Annotated in this window: 16 protein-coding genes; 11 read left to right on the top strand and 5 right to left on the bottom strand. The window is 69.5% G+C overall.

All coding sequences use genetic code 11. The features are described from left to right. Positions 1-9 precede the first annotated feature (9 nt). Positions 10-348: a ferredoxin FdxA gene (gene fdxA / locus LT948_RS20570; protein ID WP_003090580.1), complete on the top strand. Its 339-nt coding sequence runs from the start codon at positions 10-12 to the stop codon at positions 346-348. 14 nt (positions 349-362) lie between these two features. On the opposite strand, the gene LT948_RS20565 is transcribed toward fdxA, so the two are convergent. Both LT948_RS20565 and LT948_RS20560 read right to left on the bottom strand, forming a co-directional pair. Further along, positions 363-1,598, bottom strand: a complete 1,236-nt coding sequence (locus tag LT948_RS20565; RefSeq protein WP_033995194.1) for an NADH:flavin oxidoreductase/NADH oxidase family protein — start codon at positions 1,596-1,598, stop codon at positions 363-365. 126 nt (positions 1,599-1,724) lie between these two features. Then, positions 1,725-2,555 (bottom strand): alpha/beta fold hydrolase, encoded by an 831-nt coding sequence (locus tag LT948_RS20560; protein ID WP_003101542.1) that lies wholly within the window; start codon positions 2,553-2,555, stop codon positions 1,725-1,727. Between the two features lie 232 nt (positions 2,556-2,787). On the opposite strand from LT948_RS20560, the gene LT948_RS20555 reads away from it, so the two are divergent. After that, positions 2,788-3,276: a MerR family transcriptional regulator gene (locus LT948_RS20555; protein WP_003110523.1), complete on the top strand. Its 489-nt coding sequence runs from the start codon at positions 2,788-2,790 to the stop codon at positions 3,274-3,276. Positions 3,277-3,375: 99 nt separating this feature from the next. Then, a complete protein-coding gene (locus LT948_RS20550) occupies positions 3,376-4,062 on the top strand; it encodes a type 1 glutamine amidotransferase domain-containing protein (RefSeq protein WP_003131041.1) in 687 nt (228 codons plus the stop codon). Positions 4,063-4,267: 205 nt separating this feature from the next. Here LT948_RS20550 and LT948_RS20545 read toward each other — a convergent pair whose 3' ends face one another. The 3 genes from LT948_RS20545 to LT948_RS20535 all read right to left on the bottom strand — a co-directional run bounded on the left by LT948_RS20545 (position 4,268) and on the right by LT948_RS20535 (position 6,812). Beyond that, complete coding sequence (locus LT948_RS20545) at positions 4,268-4,906, bottom strand: DUF6348 family protein (protein WP_003090593.1); 639 nt, start codon at positions 4,904-4,906, stop codon at positions 4,268-4,270. A gap of 428 nt (positions 4,907-5,334) precedes the next feature. Beyond that, positions 5,335-6,270: a FecR domain-containing protein gene (locus LT948_RS20540; RefSeq protein WP_023517743.1), complete on the bottom strand. Its 936-nt coding sequence runs from the start codon at positions 6,268-6,270 to the stop codon at positions 5,335-5,337. 2 nt (positions 6,271-6,272) lie between these two features. Next, the gene (locus LT948_RS20535) at positions 6,273-6,812 is read right to left on the bottom strand and encodes a sigma-70 family RNA polymerase sigma factor (protein WP_003131039.1); all 540 of its coding nucleotides are present in this window, start codon (positions 6,810-6,812) and stop codon (positions 6,273-6,275) included. Positions 6,813-6,980: 168 nt separating this feature from the next. On the opposite strand from LT948_RS20535, the gene LT948_RS20530 reads away from it, so the two are divergent. The 8 genes from LT948_RS20530 (at position 6,981) to LT948_RS20495 (ending at position 19,066) form a co-directional block, all read left to right on the top strand. Next, positions 6,981-7,460 carry a VOC family protein gene (locus tag LT948_RS20530; RefSeq protein ID WP_003090600.1) on the top strand — a complete coding sequence of 160 codons (480 nt, stop codon included), beginning with the start codon at positions 6,981-6,983 and terminating at the stop codon, positions 7,458-7,460. Positions 7,461-7,491: 31 nt separating this feature from the next. Continuing rightward, a complete protein-coding gene (locus LT948_RS20525; RefSeq protein WP_003090602.1) occupies positions 7,492-7,884 on the top strand; it encodes a GFA family protein in 393 nt (130 codons plus the stop codon). A gap of 29 nt (positions 7,885-7,913) precedes the next feature. Continuing rightward, positions 7,914-8,192: a hypothetical protein gene (locus tag LT948_RS20520; RefSeq protein WP_003119461.1), complete on the top strand. Its 279-nt coding sequence runs from the start codon at positions 7,914-7,916 to the stop codon at positions 8,190-8,192. Between the two features lie 74 nt (positions 8,193-8,266). Then, positions 8,267-8,809 carry a hypothetical protein gene (locus LT948_RS20515; protein WP_033951738.1) on the top strand — a complete coding sequence of 181 codons (543 nt, stop codon included), beginning with the start codon at positions 8,267-8,269 and terminating at the stop codon, positions 8,807-8,809. Between the two features lie 76 nt (positions 8,810-8,885). Further along, positions 8,886-10,769 carry an AAA family ATPase gene (locus tag LT948_RS20510; protein WP_004350147.1) on the top strand — a complete coding sequence of 628 codons (1,884 nt, stop codon included), beginning with the start codon at positions 8,886-8,888 and terminating at the stop codon, positions 10,767-10,769. A 1-nt stretch (position 10,770) separates the two neighbouring features. Then, positions 10,771-11,409: a 4Fe-4S single cluster domain-containing protein gene (locus LT948_RS20505; RefSeq protein ID WP_012613975.1), complete on the top strand. Its 639-nt coding sequence runs from the start codon at positions 10,771-10,773 to the stop codon at positions 11,407-11,409. 14 nt (positions 11,410-11,423) lie between these two features. Continuing rightward, positions 11,424-17,720 carry an AAA domain-containing protein gene (locus LT948_RS20500; protein ID WP_073657525.1) on the top strand — a complete coding sequence of 2,099 codons (6,297 nt, stop codon included), beginning with the start codon at positions 11,424-11,426 and terminating at the stop codon, positions 17,718-17,720. Continuing rightward, the gene (locus LT948_RS20495; RefSeq protein WP_209364701.1) at positions 17,717-19,066 is read left to right on the top strand and encodes a hypothetical protein; all 1,350 of its coding nucleotides are present in this window, start codon (positions 17,717-17,719) and stop codon (positions 19,064-19,066) included. The genes LT948_RS20500 and LT948_RS20495 overlap by 4 nt, the downstream gene beginning before the upstream one ends. The last annotated feature ends 61 nt before the right edge of the window (positions 19,067-19,127 follow it).

Below are 19,127 nucleotides of genomic sequence, written 5' to 3'. Positions count from 1 at the left end.
AGGACGATCATGACCTTCGTCGTGCTGGAAGAATGCATCCGCTGCAAACACACCGACTGCGTGGAAGTCTGTCCCGTGGACTGCTTCTACGAAGGCCCCAACTTCCTCGTCATCCACCCCGATGAATGCATCGACTGCGCGCTCTGCGAGCCGGAATGCCCGGTCGCCGCGATTCGCGCCGAGGACGAGGTGCCGCTCGGGCAACGGCAGTTCATCGCCCTCAATGGCGAACTCGCCGCGCATCCCAACTGGACGCAGATCACCCGCAAGAAGCCGGCGCCCGACGACCACGACGCCTGGTTCGGCCTGCCGGGCAAGCTGGCCGAACTCGACCGCAACGGCGCCTGAGGCGCTGACGGTGCTCAGGCTTCGGCGCGCGAACGCATGAGCCGCCGGTAACGGCGGGTCTGCAGGAGCGCGCCGGCCTGCTGCGCGAGCAACGCGCACAGCGGCGACACCCGTGGGTTGGTCGCCCTGCCCCGGCTCAGCTTGCGCAACTGGAACTTCACCGCGGCCATGTTCGCCAGCGAGGCCAGGGGTTTGTTCCTCCAAGTTATCGGCCGCAACTGCGGCGCCGAGTCCTTGCCGGCGCGCCAGTCGCGCGGCAGGTTCGGCTCGATCGCCAGCGCCGTGCCGATGCCGACCATGTCCACCCCGCTGGCCAGCACCTGCTCGGCCACCGGCCGCCGGCGGATGCCGCCCGTGACCATTACCGGCATCCGCGCCGCCGCGCGGATGTCGCGGGCGAACTCGACGAAGTAGGCCTCGCGGGCCAGGGTCCGCCCGTCGCGCGCTTCGCCCTGCATGGCCGGCGCCTCGTAGCTGCCGCCCGACAGCTCGACCAGGTCGATGCCCAGGCCATCGAGCATCCGTACCACCTCGCGGGCATCGTCGGCGCTGAAGCCGCCGCGCTGGAAATCGGCGGAATTCAGCTTCACCGCCACCGCGAAGCCAGGGGCAACCTCGGCGCGCACCGCCCGGACGATCTCCAACAGCAGGCGCGCGCGATTCTCCAGGGAGCCGCCCCAGGCGTCGCTGCGGCGGTTGCTCAGCGGCGAGAGGAACTGGCTGAGCAGGTAACCGTGGGCGGCATGGATCTCCACCCCGCTGAAGCCGGCCCGCTCGGCCAGGACGGCGCTGCGGGCGAACCGCTGGATCACCTCGGCGATCATCGCCTCGTCCATCGCCTTCGGCGTAGCGAAGTGTCTGGACATCCCGCCCAGTTCCAGCGGCACCGCCGAGGGCGCCCAGGCCTGCTGGCCGAGATTGGCCTGCATCTGCCGGCCGGGATGGTTGATCTGCAACCAGAACTGCGCGCCGGCGGAACGCCCGATGCGCGCCCAGCGGCGGAACTTCTCCAGTTGCGCGTCGTCTTCCAGGACCACCCCGCCGGGGCCGGTCATGGCACGGCTGTCGACCATCACGTTACCGCTGATCAGCAGCCCGGCGCCGCCGTCGGCCCAGGCCTGGTAGAGGCGCATCAGGCGTTCGGAGGGGGCCTGCGCGGCATCGGCCATGTTCTCCTCCATGGCGGCCTTGGCGAGGCGATTGGGAATGGTCGAGCCGTTGGGAAGCGTCAGCGTGTCGAACAGGTTCATGGGCCTACCTCATGAGGACAGTGGCCCGACGATAAGATTGAAGTCGACTTCAAGGTCAACGCTTTTTTTTCCGCGCCGCCTGAGCCCCGACCGGGTGCCGGGAGCGCGCCCCGGCACCCGGCGCGCTCAGCCGCGGATGAAGGCCAGCAGGTCGGCGTTGATCACCTCGGCCTGGGTGGTCGGCATGCCGTGCGGGAACCCCGGATAGGTCTTCAGCGTGCCGTTGCGCAGCAGCTTCGCCGAGAGTACGCCGGAATTCTCGTAGGGCACGATCTGGTCGTCGTCGCCATGCATCACCAGCACCGGGATGTCGATGCGCTTCAGGTCATCGCTGAAGTCGGTCTGGGAAAAGGCCACGATCCCGTCGTAGTGGGCCTTGGCGCCGCCCATCATGCCCTGCCGCCACCAGTTGCGGACGATCCCTTCCGAGGGCTGCGCCCCGGGACGGTTGTAGCCATAGAACGGGCCGGCGGGAATGTCCTGGTAGAACTGCGCGCGATTGGCCGCGAGCTGCGCCTGGAGATCGTCGAAGACGCTCTTCGGCAGGCCGCCCGGATTGCCCTCGGTCTTCACCATCAGCGGCGGTACCGCGCTGATGATCGCCGCCTTCGGCACCGGGTCGTCGGGATAGCGGGCGATGTAGTGGACGACCTCGCCGCCGCCGGTGGAATGGCCGACATGGATCGCCCCGCGCACCCCGAGGCGCTCGACCACCGCCGCCACGTCGTCGGCGTAGTGGTCCATGTCATGGCCGTCCCAGACCTGGCTGGAACGACCGTGGCCACGGCGGTCGTGGGCCACTACGCGAAAGCCCTCGGCGAGGAAGAACAGCATCTGCGCATCCCAGTCGTCGGAACTCAGTGGCCAGCCATGATGGAAGTAGATCACCTGGGCGTCGCGCGGCCCCCAGTCCTTGTAGAAGAGTTCGACGCCATCCTTCGTTGTCACGTAACCCATGTCGCTTCTCCCGATCGGTGTGGATGCAGGCAACGGCGCCACCCTGCGGCCGCCGTCCCCTGTGTAGAGTAGAAAGCCGCCTGCGTTGCGCCGCCTGGACGAGGAAAACGCGACCGGCGGTAGCGCCCATGCGGCCTGGCGAACCCGTCGATGGAGGCGAGTTCGTCGCCCGGCCGTGAAACCACCCTAGGCTTGAAGTAGGCTTGAAGGTCAACGCGTTTCGAGGTGCGACATGAAAATCGGCGAACTGGCCAAGCTCACCGGCCTGGCGACATCGCGCATCCGCTTCTACGAGGCCAGCGGCCTGATCCGCTCGCAGCGCAAGGCCAACGGCTACCGCGACTATGCGGCAGATACCGTGTGGATCCTGGAGTTGGTCACCGGCGCCCAGGGCGCCGGCTTCTCCCTGGAGGAGATCGCTCGCCTGCTGCCGAGCGGCGACGGCGCCTGGCAGCACGGCGAGCTGCTCGAAGGCTTGCGCCGCAAGGTGGCCGAGATCGAGGCCCTGCAACGACGCCTGGAACAGAACAAGGCACAATTGCTGGTGGCCATCGAAAGCATCGAGAACAAGCCGGACGGCCTGCAGTGCACGGAAAACACCCAGCGCGTGCTGGAGCGCCTGCGCGAGGAAGGCCCTCCACAGACGGTCGGGCGTCCACGGCAAACCCGCTCGCGGGGGGCCTCTTCCACGCCGGCGGAGCAGCGGCTTTCCGACGCTTGACCTTGAAGTCGACTTGAATCTTAGAGTGACGCCAACCCACCCGGACAGCCTGCCGAAACCGGCTGCCGAAGGGATCACTCACCGAGGAAGGTCAACGCAATGACCAAGCGCATCCTGCACGTCGTCACCAACGTCGCCCACTATGCCGATCCGACCCAGCCCACCGGGCTGTGGCTGTCGGAGTTGACCCATGCCTACGAGATCTTCGCCGCCCGGGGCTACCAGCAACGCCTGGTCAGCCCCCGCGGCGGCGAGTCGCCGCTGGAGCCGCGCGCCCTCGGCTGGCCCCACGCCGACGCCAGCGCCAAGGCCTGGCTGGCCGACGAGGCGCGCCTGGCGCTGCTGGCCGACACCGCCGCCCCCGAACAGGTCGACGCGGAGGCGTTCGACGCCATCTATTTCACCGGCGGCCACGGCGTGATGTGGGACTTCCCCGACGACGCCGGGCTGCAGCGCCTGACCCGCGAGATCTACCAGCGCGGCGGCATCGTCTCGTCGGTCTGCCACGGCTATTGCGGCCTGCTCAACACACGCCTGGACGATGGCCGCCTGCTGGTCGCCGGGCGCCGCCTGACCGGCTACTCCTGGATCGAGGAAGTGCTCGCCGGGGTCGCCCGCAAGGTGCCGTACAACGTCGAGGAAGAAATGAAACGACGCGGCGCGCTCTACGAAAGAAGCCTGCTGCCGTTCACCAGCAAGGTGGTGGTCGACGGCCGCCTGGTCACCGGGCAGAACCCGCAGTCGGCCAAGGCCACGGCCGAGCAGGTGGCCGCCCTGCTCGGCTGAACGCGGCGCGTCAGTCCTGCGCGCGCCTCATCTGGAAGTCGTGGCGCCGCTTGCCGATGAAGAACGACATCTGCATCGTGCCGTCGGCCAGGGGCCGCAGGATCGTCGCAGTGCTGGTCGTGTGGTAGGGGTCGAACTCGTCGAAGGGCGACCTGACAGGAATGGAGCCGCCATCGACGCCTTGCGGGCTGCGCGACGCGGCGGCCTACGCCAGCGGCTTGAGCATGAGGAAGTTGCGCACGCTGTAGTAACCCTGCGAATCCTGCCAGTCGAGAGCGGCCAGGTTCTGCATGCCGGCCTCCCACGGCTGGTTGTCGAACAGCGCCTCCACCGTGCGCTGGTTGCCGAAGGCACAGAAGAAATGCCGGAACCAGTGCAGGCGCGCGTCCAGCGGCTCGGCGCGAATCGCCCGCTCGATGCTCGGGAACAGCCCGGCCGGCAGCGGCGGCGCCTTGCCCTCGGCGCCGCGCAGGCCGAGGTTGCCGATATGCACCTCGAAACGCCGCTCGCCGATCTCCCAGGTCTCCACCATCACCTGGTCCTCCTCGGCCTGGCCCCAGAGCGCGGAAAGCAGCACGTGGAAAGAGTTGGAGGCGAAGTTACGCAACGCGTCCTGCAAGCCGTCCTCGCCGCTGCCGATGCCGGCGAAGGCTTCCTGCAACTGGCGCTCGTCCTCCAGCAGCACGTCGACATCCAGCCGCCCGGTCTTCTCCCCCGCATACCAGGTGGCGCGGATCGCCGGTAGCCGCCCGGCTGGCGCCACCCATTCGCCGTGCACGACGCACTCGATCCGGTGGGATTCGAACAGAGCAGCCAGATGCTGCGAGACGGAGACCGCTTCCATGGGTTGTCCTTGCATGGTCGAGGGCGCGCCGCCGAGGCGCTGCCCGGAAAGCCCGGCGAGGCCGGGCGAAACGCGGCATAGGGTAGCGCAGATCGGAATCCTCGGCGCCGCCAGCTTCGCCACGCTGGCGCAGCGACAGCCAAGAGCCCTCCTGCCGTCGCTGCTGCGAGCGGGGCCTCGTCCACCTGGCTGGTCTGGCGCAGGCGTGGGACAGGACGGGCCGAAGCCCCCTCCCAGGCCCTGGCCGAGAACTCGGGTGCATAGGCAGGGAAACGCATCGGTAACGATGAGCCGGACGTAGTGCGCAGGAACCCGGAAGGAAATGCGACATCAGATTTTCCTGTTTGGCAACGTCCGCGGCTGCTTCATGTGTTGGCCGAACAAGAATGACCATCGGCAAGCCCGCGACGTTGTTCTGCGTCTGTCCTTCAGACCGACTCGACGGTGACCCAGTAACGCGTCAGGTAGCGCACGCGCACGGGCAGCGACTTGCCCAGGTTTTGCAGGACCGCGTCGATCCGGTCCAGGCGGTAGGTGCCGGAAAGGCGCAGCTCCGCCACCTCGGCGGCGCAGCGCAACACCCCGGCGCGATAGCGGGACAGCTCGGCGATGAACTCGCCCAGCGGCCAGTCCACCACCGTCAGCACGCCCTGCGTCCAACTGCCTTCGCCTTCGCGCAAGGGCGTCGACGAGTAGCCGCGTCGCTCGTCGAAGAGAGCCTGCTGGCCGGCTGGCAGGCGCATCGGCCGGGTCGGCGTTTGCAACGGGCGTAGCTCCACTGCATGGCTGAGGACACAAACGCGCGTGCGCGGCCCCTCGCAACGCACGCTGAAACGGGTTCCCAGCGCGCGCACGCTGCCTTGTGCGGTGTGCACGAGGAACGGGCGAGCGCTCTGCGCGCTTTCCACGAGGATCTCGCCCCGCCACAGGTACGCCTGGCGCAGGCTTTCGTCGTAGGCCAGGTCCAGCGCGGTGGCGCTGCTCAGGTCGACCCGGGTACCGTCCGCCAGGCGCAGTTGGCGGCGTTCGCCGACGCCCGTGCGCTCCCCGGCGAGGAGCGCACGGTAAGACAGGCCGCCGCTCGCCAGCCAGCCGCTACCCGCGGCGCAGGCCAGCAGGGCGAGCGTCTTGAGCAGCGCTCGGCGCCGCGCACGCACGCCTGCCAGCGTGTGCAGGGAGGTCTCCACCGGCAGCACCGCCCATTGGCCCTGCAAGCGCTCGATACGCTCCCAGGCCCGACGGTGTCGCGGGTCGGCCTCCAGCCATTCGCGCCAGGCCTGGCGCTCGCCATCGTTCGGCGGTTCCGCGCCGAAGCGCACGTACCAGGTGGCGGCGGCCTCCAGCACCTCGATCTCCAGTTCCATGGTCAGTCCTTGCAGAGCAACAGGCAGCGGGTCATGGCGCGAACCATGTGGTTCTCCACGGTGGTCATCGAGACGCCCAGGCGCTCGCCGGCCGACCTGTAGGTAAGCCCTTCGAGCTGTACCGCGAGGAACACCTGGCGGGTACGCTCGCCCATGCCGTCGAGGGCGAGGTCGATGGCAGTCAGGGTCTCCAGGATCGACAGTCGCGTTTGCGCTGGAATGTCCAGCGGCTCCGGCCGCGCGGCCAGGCTGTCCAGATAGGCCTGCTCGGTGGCGCAGCGGCGGAAGCTGTCGCTCATCAGCGCCCGGACGCTCGCGCTCAGGTAGCAGCGCGGTTCGCGGAGGGCCTCGGCGCTACGCGAGGCGAACACGCGCACGAAGGTGCCGTGGGCGAAATCGGCGGCATCCTGGGCATTGCCCAGGCACAGGCGAAGCCATTGCCGGAGCCGGCTTCCATGCTCGACGCGGGGTTTGCCTATCGAGGCCGTCGGGCACGCTGGCCGTTCTTCTTGCGGTGGATGGGGGCTGGCGGGAGGGAGCATGGCAGTTCACGACACTTATGATAATGAGTCTCATTCTATTTACGCCCGAAGCGGAACTGCAACTGCGCATGCGATCGCCCGGCAGCGCCACCGTTCGGCGCCCAGCACGGCTCGAAACGCCCGCAGGTCTAGACTTCCACGGTCGCCCCCGCCCATGGAGACCCAGCCATGATCAGCAAGAACACCATCTGCCTCTGGTACGACAGTGCCGCCCTGGAGGCCGCGACCTTCTACGCCGAGACATTTCCTGACAGCGCCGTGCTGGCTGTCCATCGTGCGCCCGGCGACTACCCTTCCGGCAAGGAGGGTGACGTGCTGACGGTGGAGTTCCGGGTGATGGGCATTCCCTGCCTCGGCCTCAACGGCGGCCCGGCCTTCCGCCACAGCGAAGCGTTCTCCTTCCAGGTCGCCACCGACGACCAGGCCGAGACCGACCGCCTGTGGAACGCCATCGTCGACAATGGCGGCGAGGAAAGCGCCTGCGGCTGGTGCCGCGACAAATGGGGCATCTCCTGGCAGATCACCCCGCGCGTTCTCAGCGAAGCCATCGCCAGCCCCGACCGCGCGGCGGCCAGGCGCGCCTTCGAGGCGATGATGACGATGGGCAGGATCGACATCGCCACCATAGAGAAAGCCTTCAAGGGCTGAACGCCCCAACGCCTTGCAGAGGAGTACCGAAATGGATCGATTCACCGGCGGCTGCCTCTGCGGCAAGGTCCGCCTGGTGGCGAGCGGCCAGCCCTATCGGGTCGGCCTCTGCCACTGCCTCGACTGCCGCAAGCACCACGGCGCGTTGTTCCACGCTTCGGCGATCTTCCCCGAGGAGGCGGTGAGCATCGAGGGCGAGACCCGCGACTACGCCGGGCGTTTCTTCTGTCCGCAGTGCGGTTCGTCGGTGTTCTCGCGCAGCGCCGACGAGATCGAGGTCAGCCTCGGCGCCCTCGACGCTCCCGACCAGTTCCAGCCCACCTACGAACTCTGGACCATCCGCCGCGAGGGCTGGTTGCCGGCGTTTCCGCTGGCACGGCACTATGAAAGGGATCGCGAAGGCGACGGCCGTAGCGAAGAGTGACGTTATTCCGCCAGGAGAAGGGAGGCAGCATGGACGAACTGTTCGAAGAGCACCTGGAGATCGCCAAGGCGCTGTTCGCGCAGCGCTTGCCGTACTGGTGCGATGTCTTTCTGCGCCCGGCCGACCAGGCTTTCAACGCCTACCTGAATGCCCGCGGCCAGGCCTCCACCTACCTGGTGCTCGAAGGCTTCGATCCGGTCTATATTCCTCGCGGCTGCGACCTCGACGCCGTGCGCGCGACCGCCAGGGCCAGGGCGCGACTGAGAGAAGCGGGGCTGGGCGAAGACGCGCTGCCCGTACTGCTCTGAGCGCAGGCCGCCAGTATCGCGGAAGCATCTGCTGGCAATTCCTCCCACCGCACTGTCCGCCAACGGAAGGCTACATGACCGCCCACCCCTACCTGCTCCGTCTCGCCGCCGGCCTGGCGCTACTCCTGCCGGCCGCCTGCACGTCCCCTGCCCCGCCAGCACCGAACCTGACCGCGCTGTTCGCCGACGCCCTGCACTGCCGCGGCGACTTCCCCGACGGCCGCGACCGCGCAACCGCCGAGCGCCTGCGCGCCGAGGGCGTCGAAGTGCTGGATCGCGCGCCCGGCGAGACCCTCGACCTGCTCTACCGCTTCGCCACCCCGCTGCGCATCGACGGCAGCCTGGTGAACGCGGTGCGGGTACGCGGCGACAGCGGCGTGCTGGTGATGGCCTACGCCGAGGGCGACCTCGAAGACTTCGCCCGGCGCCAGGGCGCGACGCCGCACCCGGCGGAACGCGCCGCGCTGGATGGTTTCGGCGAGCTGGAGGTGCTCTACAGCCGGCCGCTGTCGCCGCGTCCCGGCCTCGACGAAAGCCCGCCGCGCCTGGTGATCGGCCGCGGGATCGAGGCGGCGGCGCAGGCGTTCCGCTGGGGCTGCCGGAGCTACGACGGTTGAGCAGGCGCTCCGCCAAGCCTGGCACCCGGAACTCGTAGCGGTTTTCGTCGCCTCCGGCGAGGTCAGGGTTGGAGACATGGCCCTCGGGGCAATATGCTGTGGCCACGACACACGCTGTGAGCGACTATCGATGCCAGGGACTGCACTGTTCGAAAAGCCACGCTGGTTGCGCGACCTCCTGCGCTTCCTGCCCCTCAAGAGCCAATTCGTCCTCTCCGGGAACATCCGCGACCTGCAAGCCTGCGAAGTGGTGCCGGGTACGGTCACCGCGCAGAGCTTCAACCAGACCCTCTGCGACGCCTTGCTGGACGCCGGCTACGCCCAGGTGCTGGCCTGGGATCCGCTGGCCGGGTTCCGCGTGCTCGGCCGGCCGGGCAGCGAGGCGGGGGCCACTCCGCAGGTGCTTCTCGACCTCGGCCTGACCCCGGTGGACGGCGCCGCGCCGGCCGGCATCGACCTGCTCGGCGCGACCCTGCAACGCCTGGTCAACCGTAGCGGCGAGCCGATCGCCCTGATCGTCGACTTCGCCTCGCGCCTGGCGGTGCGCAACGACGCCCTGAGCGCCGCCGAGCATCAGTTGTTCACCCAGGCCCTGGTGCTCTCCCACCAGGCCCGCAGCCGTCCCGCCGGGGAACAGCGCAAACCGTTCTTCAACAGCGTGCTGTGGGTGGTGGAAAAGGAAGGCGACCTGCCCGACTGGCTGCTGGTGGACAACCCGCGCCTGCGCCATATCCCGGTGTCGAAGCCCGACCAGGCGGCGCGCCGGGCCCTGGCCCCGGCGCTGCTCCGCGGGCTCGGCGGCGCGGGCGTCGCCGAGGAGGCCCTGCAACAGGCCGCCGCGACCTTCGTCGAGAACACCGAAGGCCTGCTGCTCCTCGATCTCAACGCCATCGTCCAGCTGGCGCGCGTGGAAGGCCTGGCCATGGAACGCATCGCCGACGCCGTGCGCCGCTACAAGGTCGGCGTCACCGAAGACCCCTGGTTGAAGATCGACCGCCAGCGCATCCGCCAGGCCGACGAGATCGTCCGCCGCCGGGTCAAGGGCCAGCAGCACGCGGTGACCCACATGCTGGACATCGTCAAGCGCGCGATGACCGGGGTCGGCGCCAGCCGCAAGGGCAACCGCCCGCGCGGCGTGGCCTTCCTCGCCGGGCCCACCGGGGTCGGCAAGACCGAGCTGGCGAAGACCGTCACCAGCCTGCTGTTCGGCGACGAGAGCGCCTACATCCGCTTCGACATGTCCGAGTTCAGCGCCGAGCATGCCGACCAGCGCCTGATCGGCGCGCCGCCCGGCTACGTCGGCTACGACGTCGGCGGCGAACTGACCAACGCGATCCGCGAAAAACCCTTCAGCGTGGTGCTCTTCGACGAGATCGAGAAAGCCCACCCCCGGATCCTCGACAAGTTCCTGCAGATCCTCGACGACGGCGTGCTCACCTCCGGGCGCGGCGATCGCGTGTACTTCTCCGAGGCGCTGATCGTGTTCACCTCGAACCTGGGCATCTACCGCCAGGGGGAGAACGGCGAACGGGTCGCCAACGTGCTCCCCGGCGAGCCCTTCGAGGCGGTGCAGGGCAAGGTCCACGGCGAGATCGAGCGCTACTTCAAGCTGGTTCTCAACCGCCCGGAAATCCTCAACCGGATCGGCGAGAACATCATCGTCTTCGACTTCATCCGCGCCGACGTCGCCGAGCAGATCTTCACCCAGATGGTCGACGGCACCTTCGCCGACCTCCGCGAGCAGCGCCTCGTCATCGAACTGGCCGAGGCGCCGCGCCAGGCGCTGCACGACCTCTGCCTGGGCGACCTGTCCAACGGCGGCCGCGGCATCCGCAACCAGCTCGAAGCGCGCCTGCTCAACCCGTTGTCGCGGGCACTGTTCGACCAGGACGCGCAGCCGGGCGAGCGCTTCCTGATCAGCGCCCTGGACGCCGACGGCCTGACCCTGGAACGCCGCTGAGATGGAACTGAGCCTGTCGCGGGTGCATTTCCCGGTGACCACCCTGGGCCCGGGACGGCGCCTGGGCATCTGGTTCCAGGGCTGTAGCATCCGCTGCCCCGGCTGCATCTCCGCCGATACCTGGGGGCCGGGACGGCGGCGCATCGCCCTGGCACGCCTGCTCGCCGACATCCAGCCATGGCTGGAGCAGGCCGAGGGCATCACCGTCTCCGGCGGCGAACCCTTCGAGCAGTTCGCTGCCCTCCTCGCCCTGCTCGGCGAACTGCGCCAGCGCAGCCGCGCCGACATCCTGGTCTACAGCGGCTACCCGCTGGAGCATTTGCACGCGCAACTGGAACAGGCCGCCGGGCTGATCGACGCGCTGATCAGCGACCCCTACCAACAGCACGCCGAACAGAGCCTGGCCCTGCGCGGCAGCGACAACCAGCGCCTGAGCCTGCTCACCGAACTCGGCCGCGCGCGCCTCGGCGGCTACCAGCGGCCACTGCGCGAAGACGACAAGGCCCTCGACCTGATGCTCGACCATGACGGCAGCGTGTGGATGGCCGGCATCCCGCGCCGCGACGACCTGCTGCGGCTACAGGACCTGCTGCGCGAACAGGGCCACCAACTTAGCGTCAGCGCCCATCGGCCGCGCTGAATGGATCGATACCGATGATACGTTTCTGCCCCAACTGCCAGAGCGAACGCTCGCTTTCGGAAATCTTCTGCGAAGGCTCGATCCAGGGCCAGCCCTGCGGCTGGGACCTTTCCGCCGAAGCCATCCATCCCGCCGGCTGGCGACCACAGCCGGTGCTGACCCAGGAAGCCATCGCGCCGCCCGCCAGCGAGCCGCCAGCGGCGTCCGCCCCGCTCTGCGCCAACGGCCACCCGCTGCAACCCGGCGACCTGATGTGCCTGGAGTGCGGCGCCGCGCCGGCCGAAGGCCCGCTGCCGATGCAGGCCGAGGCCACGCCGCAGCCCGCCGTCACGGAAACCCTGATCGACGGCTGGCGTCTGCTGCGGCAGATCGCCAGCAGCGACGGCGTGCGCGAGCGCTACCTGGCCGAACACGCGGAAGGCGCCCGCCAGGCGGTGCTCACCCTGTATCGCCCGGGCGCCGAGCCGGACCCGGCGATCTACGACGTGATCCGCCGCCTGCCGCGCGAACACGTACCGGAAATCCTCGCCACCGGCCGCTGGGACGAGCGCGCCTACGAAGTGGTCGAGGAGCTCACCGGCGGCAGCCTCGCCGACCTCGGCACCGTGCTGGAGGACCGCGAGGCGGTGCGCCACGTGGTCCGCGAGCTGGGCCACGCCCTGCACGTGTTCAACGAAGCCGGCCTGCGCCACCGCGACCTGCGCCCGGCCAGCCTGCTGGTGCGCAGCCACGAGCCACTGGACCTGGTGATCAGCGGCTTCGGCTCGGCGCGCCTGTCGGAGTTCGACCTGGATATCGTCTCGCCGCTGGAGACCAGCCGCTACATGGCCCCCGAGGCGATCGCCGGCGGCGTGGCGGCGGCTTCCGACTGGTGGAGCCTGGGCATGATCCTGCTGGAGCAGTTGACCCGCGGCGCCTGCTTCGAAGGAGTCAACGCCAACGCCTTCCTGATCCACGTGCTGGCCAACGGCGTGGCGCTGCCCGACGACCTCGACCCGCAGTTGCACCTGCTGCTGCGCGGCCTGCTTGCACGCGACCGCCACCAGCGCTGGCAGTGGCCGCAGGTACAGGCCTGGCTGAACGGCGAGGCGGTGGACGCGCCGGCCTCGGCGGACAGCGAAAAGGACGACGCCGAAGGCGCCAGCATCGCCCTCGGCGCACGGCGCTTCCGCAAGCCGACGGTCTTCGCCCTGGCCGCGGCCCAGGCCGAGCACTGGGCGGAGGCCCTCGACCACCTGCTGCGCGGGGCGATCGTCACCTGGGCCGAGCACATCGGCCTGTCGCCCAGGCTGCTCGCCGGCCTGCGCCAGGTGGCCCAGCACGAGGGGCTGGAGGACGACTTCCGGCTGATGCTGGCGCTCAAGCTGCTGAACCCGGAAATCCCGCTGATCCAGCGCGGCGAGATCGTCACCCCCGGCTGGCTGCTGGAGCATCCACTGGAGGGCTACCGGCTGATCAGCGGCTCGGTGCCCGACCTGCTCGAACAGTTGCACACCGAAAGCTGGCTGTCGCGGCTCAAGACCCGCGCCGAGAAGGTCCGCCAGCGCGCCCTGCACCAGCACATCGAACTCGCCGAAGAACAGTTGCGCATCTACCTGCTGTCGACCTCGCGGGCGCGCCTCGCCGCGCAGTGGCAGGAGCGCCAGCGCCTCCTGCCGGACACCGAGCACCCCGGCCTGCTGGCCCTGGCCGAGCGCCGGGTGATCGCCGAGGAAGACCTGATCGTCCTGCTCAGCGCCAACATCGGCCAGTTCCGTGCCGCCGAGGCGATCGTCGAGGAAGCCGCCGGCCTGGCCCGCGACGCCGATGTGCACCTGTTCGACGCGGAGACCGCGCGCGGCCTGTTGCAGCACTCGCGGCAGGAGCTGTACCGCCGCGTCGACGAACGCATCAGCGGCTTCGCCCGCAGCGGCGTGCCCAGGGTCGACGAATGGGCCGAGCAGTTCCGCCTGGAGCGGCGCATGCCGTTGGCGAGGGTCCTGGTGCTGCTGGCGATCCCGCCGGAACAGTGGCTGGAACCGCAGAAGCAGCAGTACGTGTCGCAGATCCTCGATTTCTTCGAGAAGAAAGTGGTCGCCGCGGTGATGCGCGGGCCGCTGGTGCGCATGAGCATCGGCAAGAGCACTCCACGCATCGACCTCAACGAACTGCACAGCGCGCGACGCCCCGCCGCCGCCCTGCTCGACCATCTGCTGCAACGCAACGCCCGCGCGGTGAGCCTCGACCCGGACAGCTTCCTCGCCAGCCCGCAACTGGAAGTGCGGCTCAACGCGCTGTCCCGGCAAAGCTCGCTGTACAAGCGCGACACCGGCATCGACGGCCTCTACCTGGGCTTCCCCTTCCTGCTCAACCGCGACCCGCGCGGCACCACCCGCACGCGCATCGTGCCGCTGCTGCTGTGGCCGCTGAAGCTGCAACTGGAAGTCGGCAGCCGCGGCCAGGTGGCGCTGGCCTTCGACGGCGAACGCGAGGAAGTGCGCCTCAACCCGGCCCTGGAAAGCCTGCTCGGCCCCGAGCCGTGCCAGCGCTGGCGCAAGGTCGCCGACGAATTGCTCGGCCGCTCCGCGCTGCGCGCCGCCGACGTGATGGATGCCTTCGGCCTGCTCGCCACCCCGCGTGCTCGGGTGCTGGAAGGATTGCCGCCGAGTTCCACCGAGGTCACGCCCTACCAGGACCAACTGGCCTGCGCCGCGGTGCTGTTCCACGTCACCTTCATGGGCCAGGCGATCGGCGAGGACCTGCGCCAGTTGAAGAGCCTGCCGCCCTCCGGCACCGGCCTGGAGACCGCGCTGCGCCTGCGCGAGAACGGCGAGCCGGAAGCCCGCGAGAGCCCGCCGGAGTTGCAGCGCTACTTCACCGTGGCCAGCGACCCGTCCCAGGAGGCCGCCGTGTTGCAGGCCCGGCAGAGCCCGGGGCTGCTGGTGGAAGGCCCGCCCGGTACCGGCAAGAGCCAGACCATCGTCAACATGGTCGCCGACGCCATCGGCCGCCAGCGCAGCCTGTTGATCGTCTGCCAGAAGCACGCCGCCCTGGAAGTGGTGCACAAGCGCCTGGTGGCCGAGGGCCTGGGCCAGCGCATCGTCATGCTCAACGACGTCAACCGCGACCGCGAACCGGTGATCCGCAACATCCGCGAGCAACTCGAAGCGCTGTTCGCCGACGCCGGCGGCGCCCAGGGCTGGGAGCGCCAGCGCGAGCGCCTGGCGGCGCGTATCGAGGCGCTGGAAGGCGAACTGGACCGCTACCACCAGAGCCTGCACCGCGTGGACGAGGCCACCGGGCTGAGCTACCGGCGCCTGCTCGGCGAACTGATCGAGCTGGAGAAAGGCTCGCCGCCGCTGGACTTCCCGGCCCTGCGCCAGCGCCTGGCGGCGCTGGACATCGGCAGCCTGGCGCGCCTGGAGGAAAACTGCGCGCCGCTGGTCCGCCTCTGGCTACCGGCCCACTACGAAGGCAGCCCGCTGGCGCAACTGCGCGCCTTCGCCACCGACCAGGCCACCCTGCAAGCCTTCGCCGACAGCCTGCGCGCCTTCGGCGAAGCGGAGAACGCCCGGCAGAAAGCCCTCGACGAACACCCGGCGAGCTTCGAGGTCGACGACCCGACGCCCTACCGCGCCTGGCTGGCAAGCCAGGTCGGTACCCTGCTGAATTTGCGCGAGGAGCAACGCCAGCGCCTGGCCCACTGGCTGCCGCTGTTCCGCGACGCCGCGCCAGGACAGCCGAGCCGTGGCGACGGCCTGTTGGCGGAGGCCGAGCAGATCGAACGGCAACTGCGCCAGCTCGACCTCGAACGGCACGCGCCGCTGCTGTCTCCTGCCCTCGCCATGCTCGAAGAGAAAAACCTCGAACGCCTCCAGGCCCACGCCCGCCAGGTACTCGAGGCACGCGCCTGGCTGGCCCGGCTCAACCCGCTGCGCCTGCTGCGGCGCGGCCGCCTGCGGCGCTTCCTGCGCGAGCACGGCGTGGCCGACGACGACAGCCGCCTGGCCGCCCTCCTCGGCGCCTGCGACCTGGAGCGCCAGTGGCGGCCGCTGCGCCGGCAACTGGCGGCGCTGCAACAGAGCCTGGGGCTGGCGACAGTCGCCACCGATGCCGGTCCGGAACTGACCGGCCTGGCCGGCAGCGCCAGCCAGCAACTGCGCGAGATCCAGACCCTGGCTCGCAGCCTGGCCCAAGCGCCGCGCGCCGAACAGCTCGACGCAGTGATCCTCACCGGCGAGAAACAGCGCTTCGAAGCGCTGCTCGGCGACCTCGACGCCGCGCTGATCCGCCAGGCCGCTCGCCAGCTCAGCCTGGACAAACTCAAGGTGCTCGCCGACTGGCTCGGCGACGAACTGCTGGAACAGCTGCACCGCGCCATCGCCGGCAACCAGAGCAACCTGCCGGCCCTCGGCCGCCTGCGCGAGGCGCTGCCGCAACTGGTCGCCTACCAGCGCTTCCGTGGCCGCGCCAACCAGCTCGAAGCCACCGACCTGGAATTCCTGGCCCTGCTGCGCCAGCGCCAGGAACGACTCGGCGCGATTCCCGCCGAAGCACTCGAAGCCACGGTGCGCCGCATGCTCAATCGCGAAGCGCGGCTGGGCTGGAAGCAGCGCCTGGAACAAGACAATCCGGAACTGCTGTTCAGCCAGGACGAAGCCAGGGCCAGGGTCGCCAGCCTCGCCGAAGCCGATGTGCAGATGCGCGCGCTGAACCGCGAACTGCTCGGCAAGGGCATCGACGCCGCGCGCCTGGGCAGCCGCAAGCAGTGGGAAGACGTCACCCGCCTGACCGGCAAGCGCTCGCGGCGCCTGCGCGAGTTCATCGAGCTGGGCGCCGAACTCGGCCTGATGAGCCTGCGCCCGGTCTGGCTGATGAACCCCGACCTGGCCAGCCGCGTGCTGCCGCTCAAGGCCGGGCTGTTCGACATGGTGATCTACGACGAAGCCTCGCAGATGCCGGTGGAGTTCGCCCTGCCGACCCTCTATCGCGGGCGGGTCACGGTGGTCAGCGGCGACGAGAAGCAGATGCCGCCGACCGCGTTCTTCTCCAGCCGCGTGGAAAGCGACGAGGCCGAACTGTTCGACGGCGAAGCGCCCGACGAGGACGCCGACGAGGAGCAGCGCGAAGCCTACGAGGACACCTGGAACCGCCGCGAGATCAAGGACTGCCCGGACCTCCTGCAACTGGCGCGCAACGCCCTGCCCAGCACCACCCTGCAGATCCACTACCGCTCGGCCTACCGCGAGCTGATCGGCTTTTCCAACGCCTCGTTCTACGGCAACCGCCTGAGCGTGCCGGTACGCCATCCGCAGGCCAACATACTGCGCATCAAGCCGCTGGAACTGATCCAGGTGAACGGCCTGTACCAGAACCAGAGCAACGAGCGCGAGGCCGAGCGAGTCGTCGACTACCTCGCCGAACTCTGGCGCCAACCCTACGCGGCGCGGCCATCGGTGGGCGTGGTCACCTTCAACCGCAAGCAAGCCGACCTCATCGAGGAGCGCCTGGAACTGCGCGCCGAGCAGGACGAGGCGTTCCGCGCCGCCTACAGCGAGGAGCGCGAGCGCAGCGAAGACGGCGAGGACATGGGCGTGTTCGTGAAGAACGTGGAGAACGTGCAGGGCGACGAGCGCGACGTGATCGTCTTCTCCTCCACCTTCGGCCGCAACGGCCAGGGCAGCTTCCGACGCAACTTCGGCGTGCTCGGGCAGACCGGCGGCGAGCGCCGCCTCAACGTGGCGGTGACCCGCGCGCGGCGCAAGGTGGTGATGATAACCTCGATGCCGATCGGCGACATCTCCGACATGCTCGGCACCCAGCGCTCGCCGAGCAGCCCGCGCGACTACCTGCAAGGCTACCTGGAATACGCCCGCGCACTGTCCGCCGGCGAGTTCGCCGGTACCGGCCAACTGCTCGAGCGCCTGCACACCGACCGCAGCGACCAGCGCCGCCAGCACTACCAGCGGCACGACGGCTTCAGCGAGATCGTCGGCGAGTACATCCGCTCGCTGGGCTGGTCCGCCGCACCCGCCAGCGAAGGCGACGCCTTCGGCCTCGACTTCGCCATCGAGAACCCGGCCACCGGCCTCTACGCCATCGGCATCGAATGCGACGCCCCCTGCCACCCGCTGCTGGAACGCGCCCGCGCCCGGGAAATCTGGCGACCCTCGGTGCTGCGGCGGGCGATCCCGCACCTCCACCGGGTTTCCTCCCAGGGCTGGTACCACGACGGCGACAACGAACGCGCGCGACTGCGCGCCGCCATCGAGAAGGCCCTGGCGCCCAGCGCGGAAACCCATCCCACGGCAGCAGCGGAGGCCTCCCAATGAGCGGACCGAAAGTTGTAAGAATCGTCACCCGGGAAGAAGCCATCGCCACCTGCGAGCGCGACCTGCAACGCCTGGACAAGGCCCTCGCGCGCTGGGAAAACCAGGCCAGCCGGCTCGCCCAGATCAGCGACGCCGAGCGCGCCGCCGCCCACGCCCGCCGCGCCAGCCTGCACGCCCTGCTCGAACAGGAACGCTGGCTGGACGTGCAACTACAGGTGAAGATCGAAAGCGAATTCCTCAAGCGCGACCTCGCCGAACGCGAAGAGCGCGCCATCCGCCAGGCCGCGGAATCACGCCAGCAACACCGCCGCCTCCAGGAAAACGCCAGCGCCCTGCTCCAGGCCCTCGACGCCAAGCCCGATGCCGCCAGCGCGGCACTCCGGCAAACCCTGCAAGCGCTGGCCGACGGCGCCCTCCGCGACGACGCGGAAGCCCTGCTCGCCCAAGGCTTCGCCGCCCTCGCCAGCGCCCCCGCCGAGGAACGCCTCAGCGCAGCCCAGCACGAACTCGCCCAGCGCCTGAAGACCGACGAAACGCCCATCACCCTGGAACAGTGGCGCGCCCGCCAGCAACAGGACGCCCCGCGCGAACAGCGCCTGGCGCGCATCGACCGGCACATCGCCGAACTGCAACTGCTGCAAGGCGAGGCCAGCGCCCAAGCGTTCCTCGAGCGACTGGCACGCGCCGAAGCCGAACAGCGCCCGGAGCGCCGCAACCTGCTGCTCGACAGCCTGGTCCTCGACCTCGCCCAGGCCGCCCGCGAACACCAGCAGCAACGCCAGCGCCTGGAACACCTGCAAGACCTCGCCAGCGAAGTCGCCGCCCTCGGCGCCGCCGAACACGCCGAACTGCTCCAGCGCGCCGCCGCCTGCCAGCCCGACAGCGATCCGCAGCAACTCGCCGAACTCACCGAGCGATGCAACGCCATCCTCACCGCCCACCTCCAGCAACAGGCCGCCCTCGCCCGCCGCCAGGCCGTGCTCCAGGGCCTCGCCAGCCTCGGCTACGAAGTCCGCGAAGGCATGGCCACCGCCTGGGCGCAGACCGGCAGGGTCGTCCTGCGCAAACCCGCCACCCCCGGCTACGGCCTGGAAGTCGGCGGCAAGGCCGACAACGGCCGCCTGCAACTGCGCGCCGTCGCCCTCAACGCCAACCGCGACAGCCAGCGCGACCGCGACATCGAAACCCTCTGGTGCGGCGAATTCCAACGCCTCCAGGCCCTGCTCGCCGCCCAGGGCGGCGAACTCAGCGTGGAACGCGCGCTGGGGGTGGGGGAAGTGGCGTTGAAGGAGATTGGCGAGGAGCAGCAGCGGGAGATGGGGGTGGTACGGCAGAGGGGGTTGTGAAGAGACCGGCTGGCGCCTCGGCGAGGCATTCGATCCGGGCAGCCCATCGCTTGACCCCTGG

This window comes from Pseudomonas sp. CP-1, assembly GCF_021213715.1.
Taxonomy (GTDB): domain Bacteria; phylum Pseudomonadota; class Gammaproteobacteria; order Pseudomonadales; family Pseudomonadaceae; genus Pseudomonas; species Pseudomonas aeruginosa.
This window is presented reverse-complemented; position numbering and strand designations above follow the sequence as displayed.